Here is a 13,527-nt window from a genome sequence, read left to right on the forward strand (position 1 = left end):
CATGTGAGAGTAGGGAACTGCCAGGCATTAAATAAGACGAGAAAGCCAACCCAATGGGTTGGCTTTTTTGCGTTTGGGGTTTTAAGTACTTTGAATAAAAAACTATTTTAATTGCTGATAAAGTAATGAACCCGCCGCTACTCCTGTAACATCGTAAGCAAAATCATGTTATAGAGAACAAATAAAGCTAAAACTGTTGTTACATTCCTCAATAAAATAACCACTCTTAACGTTGTTAAATCCTATTTATGGTACTCCATTGGTACGATCATCCTCTTCTAACATCACCTAATACCTAGCATTCTGCTTTTTCAGCTATTGTTATCTTAGACAGATCTTATTAGAAATAGATAATGAGGATATAAATACACTTTTTATTATTAAGTGTATTTCGTATTTAGATATTTTTGACGAGGATATTATTGTGGTTCCTGCTCTTCTGAACTTAATAAATCATAGTTTAAGAGGTTTTTATTCCCATCAATAACAGTTATTGATGATTTAGGCTGATAGCATTCATTTAATGGTGAATGGCACTTTTTGGGGGAATTATGTTCTATCCCAAGCCAGCTACTTAACAGCCAATAATTATTTACTGTTGAATAAGGCTTATTTACTGCATCATCATTAATAATAGGTTTAATAGATGATGGGCTATACCAAATAAATAGGGGTATATCATAAGCTTCTTTTCGTGGTGTATTTACACCATGATGATAACGGATCTCTCTATTTTTATCGAGACGCTGTAAAGCGTGATCTGCAAAGTAGAGAATAGAAGCTGGTTTATCTTTGACTCTCTCGATGATGTCATTAATTAATTTATCAGTATAAGCGATAGAGCTGTCATAGCAGTTATCATCATCTTCTTGCGTGAATTTCTTTAAATATTGATTCGGAAATCGATTACATGCTGGTTCATGGCTACCATATGTATGTAAGATAATGAGTTTTTTCTGTGTAGAAGGCTCATTGAGAGCTTGATCTAAATAAGGAAGTAGCTCTTCATCATATCCGATAAACTCATTCCACTTTTTATTTTGAGCCATATTAGCAATAACAGAAATAACGCTGGTCTTTTGATTACCTTCACCTTGGTTACTTAGCCAATATGTTTTAAATCCGGCGTGATTAGCGAGAGAAACAATATTATCAGCATAATGATTTTTATCCTGTAACTGCTCCAACCCTATATTTGATAGCGAAATGGGTACAGAAAGAATGGTTACTGGTGCGGGAGAATAAACTTGATTGAATAGGATAAGATTACTCTTTTCTTTCATTAAATTAGGTGTTGTATCATGTTGATAGCCATAAATTCCTAGATGATCTCTGCGAACGGACTCACCAAGGATAAGAATATAGATTTCTGTATTATCACTGTTTTTATTATATTGATACTCAACTTTCTGAGCAGCAATTTTTCTAATTTGGCGATTTTCATGAAAGGTTCGGACAAGTGCTGCGGCATTATAAAAAGGGGTATTTAGAAGAGTATATTCTGCAAGTAATTTACTTTTGTTATCGTTTCTTAATGCTAAGTTTTTATATATTGGAATAATGGCGATTAATATAACAAATGCAATCACACTTTTTTTTGTTGTTTTTAGATCAGAGACTCGAGCTGCTTTATGGATGAGAAAATAGTAAATGGCAAAAGCACATAGATAAAATAAGACATAGTACTTATTATAAGAAAGCATACCGACAGTTTCACTGCCGTTAGTATTAATAAAAGTTTCAGCAATAGATGATGAAAAAGCAATATCGTGTTCACGATAAAAAAACAGAGAAATAGAAAGGTTTAAAGCCCATAATGCACTAATAATGAAGGTTATTATTTTTCCAAAAACAGAACGATAAATACCACTACACATCAGCATAAGTAGCCAACCAATAAGAACAATATAGATTTTTTGTTCTATATGCAGCGTTGAACCACCTAATATTGCAGGTGCCATAGATAAGAAAAATAAAAGTGCGTAATGAGTTAACCGAGACATAATCTATTTAAAAACTACCACCTCTTCTTATGTAGAATAAAAAGTTAACCATTTACTTTTTGACAATACAAGCCTTGTTTGGCTGAAGTGTGTCTGAAATTGCTATTATTATGGCTATTCCTCACTATTTTGGGCTTTTTGAGTTTATTAATAAGCGATATAGCAAATAAGTTGTGTTTGTTTTTGTTTGTAATTTATTGATTTTAATCTAATTTGTCTTTCTATTTATAATAATGAAATAACTAATAATAAGTTATTTAAATAATCGTATAGATATGTAGTTAAAGCTTAAAATTATTCTAAATAAGTAGATGATAGAAATCTCATCGAGATTTTTATGATGATTGATGAAAATGTTGAAAATGAATAACCCCAAAGTTAAAAATCACTTTGGGGTTATTTTTATTTAGAAAGATAACATTATTTCAAGCTGTTAGTGTTGTTTACCTTGTTCAATGCCTAAGCCAATTTGAGAACGAATAAACTGTGCTTGGAATTTTGCTTTCTCCTGCTCACCTAAAGATGATTTATCTGTAATAGAGAAAAGCCATGAGACAACAAAAGCAATAATTATTGAGAATAATGCTGGATATTCATAAGGGTAGATAGGTTTTTCATGTCCTAAAATACTCACCCAAATAGTTGGTCCTAAAATCATTAATGTGACTGCTACTAATAAACCAGACCATCCTCCCGCGACAGCACCTCGTGTTGTAAGCCCTTTCCAATACATAGATAACAATATGATTGGGAAGTTACAGCTTGCTGCAATAGAGAAAGCTAACCCCACCATAAAGGCAATATTTTGCTTTTCAAATAAAATACCTAAACCAATAGCGACGATGCCTAAGATAACGACAGTAATTTTAGATACTTTTAGCTCTTGTCTTTCATCGGCGTGACCATTTTTAATTACATTGGCGTAGAGATCATGTGATACCGCAGATGCACCCGCTAGAGTTAGTCCTGCAACAACGGCTAAAATAGTGGCGAAGGCGACAGCTGAAATAAAGCCTAAGAAGAAATTACCGCCAACAGCATCTGCTAAGTGAACTGCCGCCATATTGGTTCCACCAATCAAAGCACCAGCGGCATCTTTGAACACAGGATTAGGGCTAACGAGTAAGATAGCGCCGAAACCAATGATAAAAGTAAGGATATAGAAATAACCGATAAAACCTGTTGCATAGAAAACACTCTTACGGGCTTCTTTTGCATCGCTAACAGTAAAGAAGCGCATGATGATATGAGGAAGTCCCGCAGTACCAAACATAAGTGCAAGACCTAAAGAGAGAGCAGATATAGGATCAGAAACCAAACCACCTGGGCTCATGATAGAGAACCCTTTTGAGTGAACACTAACGGCTTCTTTAAATAAGGTGTTGAAATTAAAATCGACAGCTTTCATAACCATAACAGCCATAAAACTTGCACCTGCAAGTAATAAAATGGCTTTAATGATTTGAACCCATGTGGTGGCTAGCATGCCCCCGAATAGAACATATAGCACCATTAGAATACCGACGAGTACAACGGCAATATGATAATTTAAGCCGAAAAGGAGTTCGATTAATTTTCCGGCACCTACCATTTGTGCAATCAGATAAAGTGCAACAACAACTAGTGATCCAACAGCTGAAAGTGTTCTAACGGGTTTAGGGCTTAAGCGATAGGAGACAACATCAGCAAAGGTATAACGCCCTAAATTACGTAAGCGTTCAGCAATGATAAAAAGAATGATAGGCCAACCAATCAGAAATCCAATTGAATAGATAAGTCCATCATAACCCGAGGTATAAACTAGCGCAGAGATCCCTAAGAAGGATGCTGCAGACATAAAGTCACCGGCAATTGCCATACCGTTTTGAAAACCCGTAATTTTCCCTCCGGCAGTATAGTAATCAGCACGAGAGCGGGTACGTTTAGAAGCCCAATAAGTGATGTAAAGTGTTAATCCTACGAATATTAGGAACATTATAATGGCCTGAATATTCATAGGTTGTTTCTCACCTCCTTCTGTTATTGCGGTAGCGTAAGCAACCGTTGAGGAGAGGAAAAATAAGCTTATTGCATAGAGTAACTTTCTCATTTTTCTACCTCTTCAATAATTTCAGCGGTAAGTTTGTCGAACTCTGTATTGGCTTTAATAACGTAAATGCCTGTTAATAAAAATGAGGCGATGATTAAGCCCATACCAATAGGAATACCTCGAGTAATGTAGCTTCCTTCATACAGTGGCGTACCTAACCATTGTGGATAGAACGCAATAAGTAAGATAAATGAGACATACATAACGAGCGTAATAATTGAAAGTGTCCATGAAAAACGACTACGTTTATTAACCAGTTCTTTAAAGCGAGGGTTGTTTTCTATCTCTTGATAAATATTGGCATTCATCAGAGTTCTCCTCTATATAATTGTTTGGTTTATCACTTGATTTAGAGGCTTCAATCCCCCGCATTTCATGATTTTTAGGTAAGAGAGCCCAGCAAAGGCATTTTCATGCCTTTGCTTTGTCGTATTACGTTTTTTAAATGACAGCTATTTGTTGTGTATTAAGCAGTGAGTGATAGAGACTGTTTTTCTTCTAACAGTTTCTCTACAACACCCGGATCAGCGAGTGTTGAGGTATCCCCGAGGTTAGTTGTGTCGCCAGAGGCAATTTTACGCAAGATGCGGCGCATAATTTTCCCTGATCGTGTTTTGGGTAAGGAATCTGTCCAATGTAGGATATCTGGTGTGGCTATTGGTCCAATTTCTTTACGTACCCAGTTGCGAACTTCAGTGTAAAGTTCAGGTGTTGGCTCTTCACCGTGATTTAAAGTGACATAAGCATAAATAGCTTGCCCTTTAATATTGTGAGGAATACCAACTACTGCGGCTTCTGCAATTTTAGGGTGTGCAACAAGAGCGGATTCAATCTCTGCTGTTCCTAAACGGTGGCCTGAAATATTCAAGACATCATCAACACGTCCTGTTATCCAATAGTCACCATCTTCATCACGGCGAGCACCATCACCAGAGAAATACATACCTTTAAAGGTTGAGAAGTAAGTTTGTTCAAAACGCTCATGATCACCAAAAAGTGTTCTTGCTTGACCCGGCCAAGAATCAGTAATCACTAAGTTGCCTTCACAAGCCCCTTGTTGTACTTCTCCCATATTATCGACAATTGCTGGCTGAACACCGAAGAAAGGGCGTGTTGCTGAACCAGGTTTTAGATCCATGGCACCCGGTAATGGGGTTATCATGAAACCACCGGTTTCTGTTTGCCACCATGTATCAACGATAGGACATTGGCTACGCCCCATCTTCTGATAGAACCATTCCCATGCTTCTGGGTTAATAGGTTCACCTACAGAGCCTAGAATACGCAGAGAGGTGCGTTGAGTGCCCTCAATCGCCTTATCACCTTCAGCCATTAATGCTCGTATTGCGGTAGGTGCAGTGTATAAAATATTGATTTGGTGCTTATCAACGACCTGAGCCATACGATTAACTGATGGATAATTAGGGACACCTTCAAACATAACGGTAGTGGCACCATTTGAAAGAGGACCATACAGTAAGTAGCTGTGTCCTGTTACCCAACCTACGTCAGCGGTACACCAATAAATATCGCCTTCGTGATAATCAAAGGTGTATTTAAAGGTCATTGATGCATAAACGAGATAGCCCCCAGTTGTGTGTAGTACACCTTTAGGTTTACCTGTTGAACCAGAGGTATACAGAATAAAGAGAGGATCTTCTGCATCCATAACTTCAACATCACATTCTGTGCTGACACCTTGAATGATTTCATCCCACCAAACATCACGTCCTTCAATCCATTGTTCGGTATGTCCTGTTCGACGAAATACCACTACATGATTAATAGGAGGGATATCGGCATGATTTAAAGCATCATCAACATTTTTCTTTAACGGGATAGCGCGACCCGCACGTAATCCTTCATCAGCTGTGATCACTAATTTAGCTTTTGAATCGATGATCCGACCTGCAACAGCTTCAGGAGAGAAACCGCCAAAAATGACAGAATGGATAGCTCCAATACGAGTACAAGCGAGCATAGCAACCGCGGCTTCTGGCACCATCGGCATATAAATCGCCACAACATCGCCTTTTTTAATACCTAAGTTTTTTAATACGTTAGCGAACTGGCAAACATCTTGATGGAGTTGTCGGTAAGTGATTTTTTTCGACTCATTCGGTGAGTCGCCTTCCCAAATAATGGCGACTTGATCTCCTCGTGTTTTAAGGTGGCGATCAAGACAGTTTTGACTGATATTTAGCTGACCATCTTCAAACCAGCGAATGCGTACATGGCCTGGGTCAAAAGAAGTATTCTTTACCACGGTATATGGTTTTATCCAATCAATGATTTTCCCTTTATCTGCCCAAAAGGCCTCTGGGTTTTTGATGGATAATTCATAATCTTTTTGGTATTGCTCTTTATTGATCAGGGCGTGTTCTGCAATGCTTGCAGGAATATGATGTTGGTTTATTTTTGTCATAATAGTTCTCCTCACTGTTGTTAATACTATGTCAAAAAGTCGTTAACAAAAGAGGGCAAATAAAGATTGTTTCTTTTTTGCGCAGAAGATCACGAATTAATGGAAATGCTTTTCATGGAATGTTCAATTAGTGCTAAAGCTGGTAGGGAATTATTTATCTACTATTTTCTTGTTTAATAGGATCATCGTTTAATAGAAAGCTTTTAAATTAAAATAATATACTGTGAAAATTAATTTAACCGTGCTGGATAAAAAAACCACAAAAATAATATGGATATGATAATGATTTTCATTAACGTTTTTTTCACTATAATGAAATGAAAAGATAAATCACATGGTGTGATCCAAGATAAAACAGCACTGGAGATTAATATGAGCTATACATTACCTGCACTGCCTTATGCTTATGATGCATTAGAGCCTCACTTTGATGAGCGTACAATGGAAATTCACCATACTAAGCATCATCAAACTTATGTGAATAATACCAACACTGCATTAGAAAAATTACCTGAGCTTGCTGGCTTAGAGATTGATGAGTTAGTTAAAAATCTTCATAAAGTACCAGCGGATCAACGTACTTTTTTACGTAATAACGCAGGTGGTCACTCTAATCACTCATTATTCTGGAAAGGTCTGAAGCTAGGTACTCAATTACAAGGTTCACTAAAAGACGCGATTGAACGTGACTTTGGTAGCGTTGATGCCTTTAAAGAGTTATTTGAAAAAGCTGCGGCTAGCCGTTTCGGTTCTGGTTGGGCTTGGCTAGTATTAAAAGACGATGGCAAACTTGCGGTAGTTTCTACTGCAAACCAAGATAGCCCATTAATGGGTGAAGAGTTAGCTGGTGCATCTGGTTACCCAATTGTAGGGTTAGATGTGTGGGAACATGCTTACTACTTAAAATATCAAAATCGTCGCCCTGATTATATTAAAGCATTCTGGTCAGTGGTTAACTGGGATGAAGCACAAAAGCGTTTTCAGAGCAAAGCATAATTGAGTAGATAGTTTCCTTTCTTTTTTATATTTTCAATGCCGACAAATGTCGGCATTGTTTCTTTTGAACACTATCTTTACTATGAGTTATTCTTTTCTGTTTAGGTAGTGAGCTATGCGTTATTTTCCTAGTGTTTTTATCGGTAATGTCACAACAATATCTAATGGATTTACCAGTGCTATCACCAAAAGGCTGGTGGATGGTCATATCAAATTGACATCACTGGGATTAGAAGGTGATGAGCAAGCAGAAAAGAGTTTTCACGGTGGTCCTGATCGCGCACTTTGTCACTACCCTAAAGAACATTATCTTTATTGGGCTGAGCAATTCCCACAATTGACAGATTTTTTTCACGCCCCTGCATTTGGTGAAAATATCTCAACAACAGGTATGACAGAAGAGAATGTCTTTATTGGTGATATTTATCAGTGGGGAACAGCATTAATTCAAGTTACTCAACCTCGCTCTCCTTGCTACAAACTTAACACGGTGACAGAAGTCAGTAACTTTTCGCAAATTATGCAAGATAGTGGTTATTGTGGTTGGTTATATCGTGTTGTGAGTACAGGTGAAACAGGCAGTCATCATCCGCTTGTCTTGGTTTCAAGAAACAGCGATGTCTCTGTTAAAGAAGCGATTTCGATTGCTTTTCATATGCCATTTGATGAAGAGCTTTATCATCGCCTATTAAGTGCTGCCGGATTATCAGCTAGTTGGAGCAAGACTATGCAGTTAAGACTGCAAAATCAAACTATTGAAAGTTTTAATCGACGGTTATTTAAAGAGTAAATAGTTAACTTATTGATAATTAATGTTATTATTAATAAAAATTAGCTTGTGGACTAATTTAACCTTGCATAAAATTAGCTTGTAGGCTAATTTTAAGTTAAGGAAAAGCTTGTGTTTGAGATTTTATACCACCCAAATGCTTGGAATGAAGTATTAGAGTTACCTATTCAAATACGAGTTAAATACGATAAATTTATTATTAAGATAGAGCACGATGCTCGTTTATTAAGAGAGCCTGATACAAAATATTTAGGGAATGGTCTTTTCGAGATCCGTACTATGGGTACTGATATTGCTAGAGGCATATGGATATACCGTAAAAGAAATACAATTATTATGCTTCGTGTCTTTATTAAGAAAACACAAAAAATATCAAAGAAAGAGATTGAGATCGCCCAAAAACGATTGATGGAGGTGCTCAATGAAATTGAGAAGTCATAAAGAATTACATAATGAGATGATGGAAGATGAAGAATATCGTGTGGCTTGGGATGATGAAACACGCAAGGAAAAATTGAGAGACACATTGGCCCAATGGCGTAAACGCGATAATCTGACAAAAGCACAAGTTGCTGAGCGAATGGGTGTAACACCCCCCGTAATTACCAGAATAGAAAATAATATTACTAAAGCGAGTGTAGATACCTTAGCGAGATATGCGTACGCTTGTGGTATTAAGAACCCAATAATCCCTCTTTACTGAAAAAAACACCTCCCTAAAAATGAACTGCACCCCAAAAGTTGGACACCAACTTTGGGGTGTTTTTTTATGTATTAACGAAAAATTACGGATGTGCAATAAATCCGATTGCGTCATAAACCTTGTCTAAGGTTGCTTGAGCGCGAGCTTTGGCTTTATCAGCACCTTCTTTCATGATTTTATTGAGCAGGGCTTCATCATTACGGAAAGTGTTAAAACGTTCTTGAATGTTGGTTAGCATTTCAGATACTGCATCAGCGACAGCACCTTTTAGATGACCGTACATTTGGCCTTCAAATTCAGCTTCTAATTCAGGAATAGTTTTACCTGTAACACCCGCTAAAATATCGAGTAAGTTAGACACACCTGCTTTGTTTTCAAGATCGTAAATAACACGAGGTGGCTCTTCTGAGTCTGTCATTGCACGTTTGATCTTTTTAGCTGCTGCTTTTGGATCTTCTAGCAATGCGATAACATTATTACGGTTATCATCAGACTTAGACATTTTTTTAGTCGGATCTTGTAATGCCATCACACGAGCACCGCCTTTTGGAATAAAAGGATCAGGTACGGTGAAGATATCGCCATAAATAGCGTTAAAGCGCTGAGCAATATCACGGCTTAATTCAAGGTGTTGTTTCTGGTCGATACCTACAGGCACTTGGTTTGTTTGGTAAATCAGAATATCTGCTGCCATTAATACAGGATAATCGAATAACCCTGCATTGATATTTTCAGAGTGGCGTGCTGATTTATCTTTAAATTGAGTCATTCGGCTCAATTCACCAAAATAGGTATAGCAGTTAAGTGCCCAGCTTAATTGTGCATGTTGTGGAACATGTGACTGAACAAAAATAGTGCTTTTTTCTGGATCAATACCACAAGCAAGATACAGAGCCAGTGTATCTAAGGTTCTTTTTCTTAGCTCTTTAGGATCTTGGCGTACTGTAATGGCGTGTTGGTCAACGATACAGTAAATGCAATCATAGTCATCTTGCATTTGTACCCATTGACGTAGTGCACCCATATAGTTTCCGATAGTTAATTCACCAGAAGGTTGTGCACCACTGAATACAATTGGCTTTTGTGCCGTTTTTTCTACTGAAGTCGTCATTTTAATTCTGTTCCACAGTTGTCATTGGCGTGATATCGAGGATAGAAAGCAAGTCAGCAAAATTATCGAGAGTAAAATCAGGTTTACTGTCTGCAATAGATACGCCGTAGTTATAGCCGTAGGTTAAACCTACGCAAGGGCACTCAGCCGCTTGTGCTGCAATAATATCGTTGCGAGAATCCCCAACAAAAAGGAGTTCTTCCTTTTTAACACCAAATGTGCCCATTGTTAAATATAATGGTGCTGGATGTGGTTTTTTTTCTTTCACATCATCGCCACCTAACACTAAGGAAAAGTATTTCTCAATTTCCAGCTGTTGTAGTAATGGTGCAATAAATGGTGTTGGTTTGTTTGTCACGATACCCAGAGGAATATTGTGTGAAGCTAATACTTCAAGGGTTTCTTTAACGTGAGGGAATAAATCACTGCCTGTTTTGACTGAGGTTGCATAATGTTCATCAAAAAGATCACGCATCTCTTTTAATAAGGTATCAGTCACATCCTCGACACCCGCATTGTGTAAAGCGCGTGTTAGTAGCATATCCACGCCGTTTCCAACCCAAATAGTGACATTATGTTTGCCAGCTGGAGGGAAACCTTTTGCTTTTAATGCGTAGTCTGTTGCTTCTGTAAGACCGACAGCGCTGTCGGTGAGAGTGCCATCAAGATCAAAGGCGATAGCACGGATACCTTTGAGTTTTTTATCTGTCATTACGATACCTTTTCTAATTCACGGCGCATATTGTCGATAACATGCTTATAGTCTGGCTGATTGAAAATAGCAGAGCCAGCAACGAACATATCAGCGCCAGCTTGCGCAATTTCAGCAATATTATCGACTTTGACACCGCCATCAATTTCTAAACGAATGTCATAACCACCATCGTCAATCATCTTACGAACTTGGCGTAATTTATCGAGGGTATTAGGAATAAATGATTGTCCACCAAAGCCTGGGTTAACAGACATCAGCAGAATAAGATCCAATTTATCCATAACATAGTCGAGATAGTTTAATGGGGTTGCTGGATTAAGCACTAAACCTGCTTTACAACCACAATCTTTAATTAATTGAATAGTACGATCGACGTGGTCACTGGCTTCAGCGTGAAATGAGATATAAGTTGCACCCGCGTTTGCAAAATCAGGGATGATACGGTCAACGGGTTTAACCATTAGATGAACATCAATAGGTGCTGTAATGCCGTAGTTACGTAGAGCCTTACAAATTGGCGCACCAAATGTCAGATTAGGAACATAGTGGTTATCCATGACATCGAAGTGGACAACATCAGCACCCGCTGCGAGCACTTTTTCAGTATCTTCACCAAGGCGAGCAAAATCAGCAGATAAAATAGAAGGGGCAATCAGAAAATCTTTCATCGCATTCTCCAGACAACACTCCCATTGTCGGGAGGTGTTAACGATTATTTATATAAGGCAAGTAATTCGTTCACTTTGCTACGACCGAGTGTGTTGCTACTGATTGTTCTTCTGACTTTCACACTGTGTAGCTCTTTTGCGTCTACATACCACTCTTTTGTTAACGCAGTCTCATGATTTGATATTAACACGGGTATCTGTCTCTCGTAAGCCAGCATTGAGGCAAGTTGAGCCAGATGTTCCTGCTCTTGAAAACTAAAGCTATTTGTATGGTATGACGTGAAATTTGCAGTCGGTGATAATGGTGCATAAGGAGGATCGCAATAAACGACGGCACCTTTTTCTGCATTGGTCATAGTAGATGAATAGCTTTGGCAAACAAATTCGGCTTTTTGTGCTTTTTCAGAAAACCAAATTAGCTCTGCTTCAGGAAAATAAGGTTTTTTATAACGACCAAAAGGGACGTTGTATTCGCCTTTTGAATTATAACGACACAGCCCATTGTAGCAATGACGGTTAAGATAGAGAAATAACACACTACGCTGATAAGCGTCCGTTGAACGATTAAATTCTTGTCGTAGTTGATAAAACTCTTCTGCGATATTCATTTGAGGGGTAAATAATAAGCGGGCATCCTTCATAAATTTTTCAGGATGTTGCTTTACCGTATTATAGAGATGAATTAGATCACTATTTATATCGGCAAGAATATATGAATCGTATTCTGTATTCAAAAAAACAGAACCGGCACCCATAAAAGGTTCAATTAAACAATTACCCTCGGGCAGATGACGTTTAATGTCATCTACCAAAGGATATTTACCACCAGCCCATTTTAGGAATGCGCGTTTTTTTTTCATGCCGTCCAAATTTCTCAATCGTTTCAGAGTCGCCGATTGTACTCTGTTTCAGACAGCATATCAGCGGTGAACTTCGTCTTAATTATTTTTTTAGATCCTGATGAACATGTTTCATCGGTCTAACCCAAGGTTGTTTTGCTTGCACTGGCGCTGGTAAAGAAGAAACGGCCTGTTTGGCTTCGCTTATATTACGATAATTTCCATAGATGAGTACATACCATGGGTTACCGTTACGCTGTGTTTTGTAAATAGCGTAGTTTCCATTGAGGTTCTTTTTAGCGAAAGCCTCTAAGGTATCTTGGCGGCTTGCACCACTTAATTGCAATGTATAGTTAGTGGCAGGAATAGCACTTAAATTACCTGCTGATAATGAACCTGAAACAACAGGTTTAGCCGTTGTAGGCTTAGGTTGTGTTGTTGCTGGTGGTGTCACCGGTTTTGTCGGTGGTGTTTTTACTTCAGCCGGTTTTTGCACTGGTTGTACAGGTTTGGTAGCGGGTGGCTGTGTAACAGGCTGTACGGGTTTTGGTTGTTGTGCATCTAACTGCTGACTAGTCGCCTGATTAATACCCGCTTGTTGTTGATTTAATGAATCAACGATATCTCCAGGGATCTCAACACGTTGACCTTGTGAATCAATCATTGGAGGTAAATTTTGTGAAGGTGGTGTTGCAGGTTGTATATCTTGCCCAGAAATAGATTGAGGTGTTGATGGCTGATCATTTTCTGAAGGCGTAACGGATGACGGTTGCTGAGACAGATCGATATTTCTTTCTGTGTTGGTCGGAGAGGTAGGTTCAGTTGTTTCTGGTGATTTTAATGCTGAACTTATTGCGATAATTAACAAAATAAGGACTAAAACACCTACACCAATCATCATCTGTTGACGGGATACAGAGAATCGTGCGTTTTTTAATGGATTGCTACGAGGTCGGTTGGTTCGACGTTCAGGTCTATCCGATGTATCAGGTTTGAGTGAATTATCACCCTTGGTTTCATTATCAGGTTTGAACTCGTCCATTATGCCCTCCGTCAGAGCGTCAAAAAGCGAAAAATATTCTATTCAGCCTTAGCCATTACCTCATAGTATAAGGATGAAACGCTTTTTCTGAAACGTTGCATTTGACAATATTAACCAGAATTTTCCTTAAATGAATATTCTGGTTT

General features: G+C 38.1%; 13 protein-coding genes. 4 read left to right on the plus strand and 9 right to left on the minus strand.

What is annotated here, in order from left to right; all coding sequences use genetic code 11:
- Positions 1 to 419: 419 nt before the first annotated feature.
- The 4 genes from ABN236_RS13730 to acs form a co-directional block, all read right to left on the minus strand.
- A complete protein-coding gene (locus ABN236_RS13730) occupies positions 420 to 2,003 on the minus strand; it encodes a phosphoethanolamine transferase (protein WP_088494193.1) in 1,584 nt (527 codons plus the stop codon).
- Between the two features lie 433 nt (positions 2,004 to 2,436).
- Complete coding sequence (locus ABN236_RS13735) at positions 2,437 to 4,092, minus strand: cation acetate symporter (RefSeq protein WP_349474243.1); 1,656 nt, start codon at positions 4,090 to 4,092, stop codon at positions 2,437 to 2,439.
- The gene (locus tag ABN236_RS13740; protein WP_088494195.1) at positions 4,089 to 4,400 is read right to left on the minus strand and encodes a DUF485 domain-containing protein; all 312 of its coding nucleotides are present in this window, start codon (positions 4,398 to 4,400) and stop codon (positions 4,089 to 4,091) included. The genes ABN236_RS13735 and ABN236_RS13740 overlap by 4 nt, the downstream gene beginning before the upstream one ends.
- A 158-nt stretch (positions 4,401 to 4,558) precedes the next feature.
- Positions 4,559 to 6,517 carry an acetate--CoA ligase gene (gene acs / locus ABN236_RS13745; RefSeq protein ID WP_088494196.1) on the minus strand — a complete coding sequence of 653 codons (1,959 nt, stop codon included), beginning with the start codon at positions 6,515 to 6,517 and terminating at the stop codon, positions 4,559 to 4,561.
- Positions 6,518 to 6,889: 372 nt separating this feature from the next.
- Here acs and sodA point away from each other — a divergent pair, with 372 nt between their 5' ends.
- The 4 genes from sodA (at position 6,890) to ABN236_RS13765 (ending at position 9,006) form a co-directional block, all read left to right on the plus strand.
- Positions 6,890 to 7,513: a superoxide dismutase [Mn] gene (gene sodA, locus ABN236_RS13750; RefSeq protein WP_075672604.1), complete on the plus strand. Its 624-nt coding sequence runs from the start codon at positions 6,890 to 6,892 to the stop codon at positions 7,511 to 7,513.
- 115 nt (positions 7,514 to 7,628) lie between these two features.
- Positions 7,629 to 8,303 carry a 6-hydroxyaminopurine reductase gene (gene yiiM, locus ABN236_RS13755; RefSeq protein WP_349474244.1) on the plus strand — a complete coding sequence of 225 codons (675 nt, stop codon included), beginning with the start codon at positions 7,629 to 7,631 and terminating at the stop codon, positions 8,301 to 8,303.
- A gap of 111 nt (positions 8,304 to 8,414) precedes the next feature.
- Positions 8,415 to 8,744, plus strand: a complete 330-nt coding sequence (locus ABN236_RS13760; protein WP_349474245.1) for a type II toxin-antitoxin system RelE/ParE family toxin — start codon at positions 8,415 to 8,417, stop codon at positions 8,742 to 8,744.
- Complete coding sequence (locus ABN236_RS13765) at positions 8,725 to 9,006, plus strand: helix-turn-helix domain-containing protein (RefSeq protein WP_088494199.1); 282 nt, start codon at positions 8,725 to 8,727, stop codon at positions 9,004 to 9,006. Before ABN236_RS13760 ends, ABN236_RS13765 begins: the two co-directional genes overlap by 20 nt.
- Before the next feature lie 82 nt (positions 9,007 to 9,088).
- On the opposite strand, the gene trpS is transcribed toward ABN236_RS13765, so the two are convergent.
- The 5 genes from trpS to ABN236_RS13790 all read right to left on the minus strand — a co-directional run bounded on the left by trpS (position 9,089) and on the right by ABN236_RS13790 (position 13,381).
- Positions 9,089 to 10,117, minus strand: a complete 1,029-nt coding sequence (gene trpS / locus ABN236_RS13770) for a tryptophan--tRNA ligase (protein WP_075672602.1) — start codon at positions 10,115 to 10,117, stop codon at positions 9,089 to 9,091.
- A 1-nt stretch (position 10,118) separates the two neighbouring features.
- Positions 10,119 to 10,829 (minus strand): phosphoglycolate phosphatase, encoded by a 711-nt coding sequence (locus tag ABN236_RS13775; protein WP_088494200.1) that lies wholly within the window; start codon positions 10,827 to 10,829, stop codon positions 10,119 to 10,121.
- Positions 10,829 to 11,500, minus strand: coding sequence for a ribulose-phosphate 3-epimerase (gene rpe, locus ABN236_RS13780; RefSeq protein ID WP_099076132.1), 672 nt, complete (start codon positions 11,498 to 11,500; stop codon positions 10,829 to 10,831). Before rpe ends, ABN236_RS13775 begins: the two co-directional genes overlap by 1 nt.
- A 44-nt stretch (positions 11,501 to 11,544) precedes the next feature.
- On the minus strand, positions 11,545 to 12,360 hold the full coding sequence (dam, locus tag ABN236_RS13785; RefSeq protein ID WP_075672599.1) for an adenine-specific DNA-methyltransferase: 816 nt from the start codon (positions 12,358 to 12,360) through the stop codon (positions 11,545 to 11,547).
- A gap of 82 nt (positions 12,361 to 12,442) precedes the next feature.
- Positions 12,443 to 13,381 (minus strand): SPOR domain-containing protein, encoded by a 939-nt coding sequence (locus ABN236_RS13790; protein WP_349474246.1) that lies wholly within the window; start codon positions 13,379 to 13,381, stop codon positions 12,443 to 12,445.
- Positions 13,382 to 13,527 lie beyond the last annotated feature (146 nt).

Source organism: Proteus sp. fly-1013 (genome assembly GCF_040140245.1).
GTDB classification, from domain to species: Bacteria; Pseudomonadota; Gammaproteobacteria; order Enterobacterales; family Enterobacteriaceae; genus Proteus; species Proteus mirabilis_B.

Excerpts from the sequence above, each read along its gene's own strand:
- yiiM (WP_349474244.1), top strand. The coding sequence starts at position 7,629 with ATGCGTTATTTTCCTAGTGTTTTTATCGGTAATGTCACAACAATATCT.
- ABN236_RS13730 (WP_088494193.1), bottom strand. The coding sequence starts at position 2,003 with ATGTCTCGGTTAACTCATTACGCACTTTTATTTTTCTTATCTATGGCA.
- sodA (WP_075672604.1), top strand. The coding sequence starts at position 6,890 with ATGAGCTATACATTACCTGCACTGCCTTATGCTTATGATGCATTAGAG.
- ABN236_RS13740 (WP_088494195.1), bottom strand. The coding sequence starts at position 4,400 with ATGAATGCCAATATTTATCAAGAGATAGAAAACAACCCTCGCTTTAAA.
- acs (WP_088494196.1), bottom strand. The coding sequence starts at position 6,517 with ATGACAAAAATAAACCAACATCATATTCCTGCAAGCATTGCAGAACAC.
- ABN236_RS13735 (WP_349474243.1), bottom strand. The coding sequence starts at position 4,092 with ATGAGAAAGTTACTCTATGCAATAAGCTTATTTTTCCTCTCCTCAACG.
- trpS (WP_075672602.1), bottom strand. The coding sequence starts at position 10,117 with ATGACGACTTCAGTAGAAAAAACGGCACAAAAGCCAATTGTATTCAGT.
- rpe (WP_099076132.1), bottom strand. The coding sequence starts at position 11,500 with ATGAAAGATTTTCTGATTGCCCCTTCTATTTTATCTGCTGATTTTGCT.
- dam (WP_075672599.1), bottom strand. The coding sequence starts at position 12,360 with ATGAAAAAAAAACGCGCATTCCTAAAATGGGCTGGTGGTAAATATCCT.
- ABN236_RS13765 (WP_088494199.1), top strand. The coding sequence starts at position 8,725 with ATGAAATTGAGAAGTCATAAAGAATTACATAATGAGATGATGGAAGAT.
- ABN236_RS13790 (WP_349474246.1), bottom strand. The coding sequence starts at position 13,381 with ATGGACGAGTTCAAACCTGATAATGAAACCAAGGGTGATAATTCACTC.
- ABN236_RS13775 (WP_088494200.1), bottom strand. The coding sequence starts at position 10,829 with ATGACAGATAAAAAACTCAAAGGTATCCGTGCTATCGCCTTTGATCTT.